The sequence below is a fragment of the Trebonia sp. genome (assembly GCF_049794275.1).
In the GTDB taxonomy this organism is placed as follows: Bacteria; Actinomycetota; Actinomycetes; order Streptosporangiales; family Streptosporangiaceae; genus Trebonia.
In genome coordinates this window covers 1-1,634 of record NZ_JBARCR010001200.1, presented here as the reverse complement: position 1 = coordinate 1,634, position 1,634 = coordinate 1, and the positions used below count along the sequence as shown (strand labels likewise).

Genomic DNA, 1,634 nt, shown 5'->3' with positions numbered 1-1,634 from the left:
GGCCGCGGCGACACCGTGACCCTGTTCAACCGCGGCGTGAGCAATCCCGGGCTGTACCCCGGCGTGGAAACGATCACCGGCGACCGCACCAGCGACCTGTCCGGCCTCGACGGCCGGGCGTGGGACGCGGTCATCGACGTGGCGGGCTACGACCCGCGCGTGGTGCGGCTGTCGGCGGAGGCGCTGGCCGGGCGGACAGGCCGGTACGTGTTCGTCTCCACGGTGTCGGTGTACGCGGACCAGAACACCACCGCGGCCCAGCTCGAGGACGCGCCGGTCGCGGGGCTGCGGCCGGGCGCGACCAGCCTCGAGGAGACCTACGGGCCGAACAAGGCGCTGTGCGAGCAGGCCGTCCGCGACGTCTACGGCGACCGGGCGCTGATCGGGCGCCCTGGCCTGATCACCGGGCCGCACGACCCGACCGACCGGGTGCCGTACTGGCCGCGCAGGATCGCTCGCGGGGGCCGTGTGCTCGCGCCCGGCGACCCGGCCGACCTGGTGCAGTTCATCGACGTGCGGGACCTGGCGGCGTTCCTCGCCGACGCCTGCCACGCCGGGACAGCGGGCGTGTTCAACCTGACTGGAACCCCGGTCCCGTTCGGGATATTTATCGATCTCTGCAAGACGGCGGCCTACAGCGACGCCGAGCCGGTCTGGATCCCTACCGAGCGGCTGGTCGCGGCGGGCGTCAACCGGGGAATGGGCATTCCGCTGTGGGTCGGCGAGCCGGGCTACGACGCGTACAACGACGTCGACAGCTCCCGCGCGGTCGCCGCCGGCCTGGTGTGCCGGCCCGTGATCGACACGATCCGCGACACCCTGTCCTGGGACCTGGCCCGCGGCGGACCCGCCCCAGGCAAAGAGGGCCTGGCCGCGGCCGAGGAGGACCGTCTGCTCCGCGAGCTCGCCGGCTAACGACCCGAACGCGCGCGCCCGGCTCACCTCCAGCGTTGACGCGATCCCATATAACCGTTAGGCTCTCATCATATAACCGTTAGATGGAGGCGTGATGCAGCAGGAAGTCGTCCTGGCGATGCTGGCGAAGGAGCCCTCACAGGGCTACCAGCTGCGCGCCAGGATGAACGACGCGCTGGGCCCGCTCGGCGAGGCGCTGAACGCCGGCCAGGTCTACGTCACCCTCGGACGGCTGGAGAAGGCGGGCCTCGTCGCCGTCGAGGAGACGCCCGGGTCGACAGGTCCCGCCGACAGGGACCGCAAGGTGTACGTGCTCACCGCGGCGGGCCAGCAGCGCGTCGCGGAGTGGCTCGCCGAGGTGAGCTGGCCGAAGCCCGACCTCGCCGAGTTCCACCTCAAGCTGATCGCGGCCGCCGCCGCTGGGCTCGCGGACCCGATCGGCATCATCGACGCGCAGCGCCGTGAGCTGCTGCGGCGGCTGCGCGACGCGCAGCGCGCCGAGATGGCGGTGCCGGACGGGTCCGACGCGGCGCTGCTGCTCGAAGGCATCGCGCTCCGCTTGCAAGCGGACCTCCGCTGGCTGGAGGCCTGCGAGGCGAACTGGACTATCCGGAGGAGAAAGAGATGAGCGGTGCGGGAACGGCGCTGCTTCGCGCTCGCGGGCTGCGCAAGGACTATGGCAAGGGCGAAGGGCTCGTGCGCGCCGTCGACGAGGTCGA

General features: G+C 72.0%; 2 protein-coding genes. Both read left to right on the top strand.

The window, feature by feature from the left end; genetic code table 11:
• The coding region (locus WA805_RS29590) for an NAD-dependent epimerase/dehydratase family protein (protein ID WP_425243968.1) at positions 1 to 915 on the top strand (915 nt) is incomplete at its 5' end.
• Positions 916 to 1,009: 94 nt separating this feature from the next.
• Positions 1,010 to 1,543, top strand: coding sequence for a PadR family transcriptional regulator (locus tag WA805_RS29585; RefSeq protein ID WP_422285577.1), 534 nt, complete (start codon positions 1,010 to 1,012; stop codon positions 1,541 to 1,543).
• Positions 1,544 to 1,634 lie beyond the last annotated feature (91 nt).

Bases quoted from the DNA above. Each gene is read 5' to 3' on its own strand.
- WA805_RS29585 (WP_422285577.1), top strand. From the start codon at position 1,010: ATGCAGCAGGAAGTCGTCCTGGCGATGCTGGCGAAGGAGCCCTCACAG.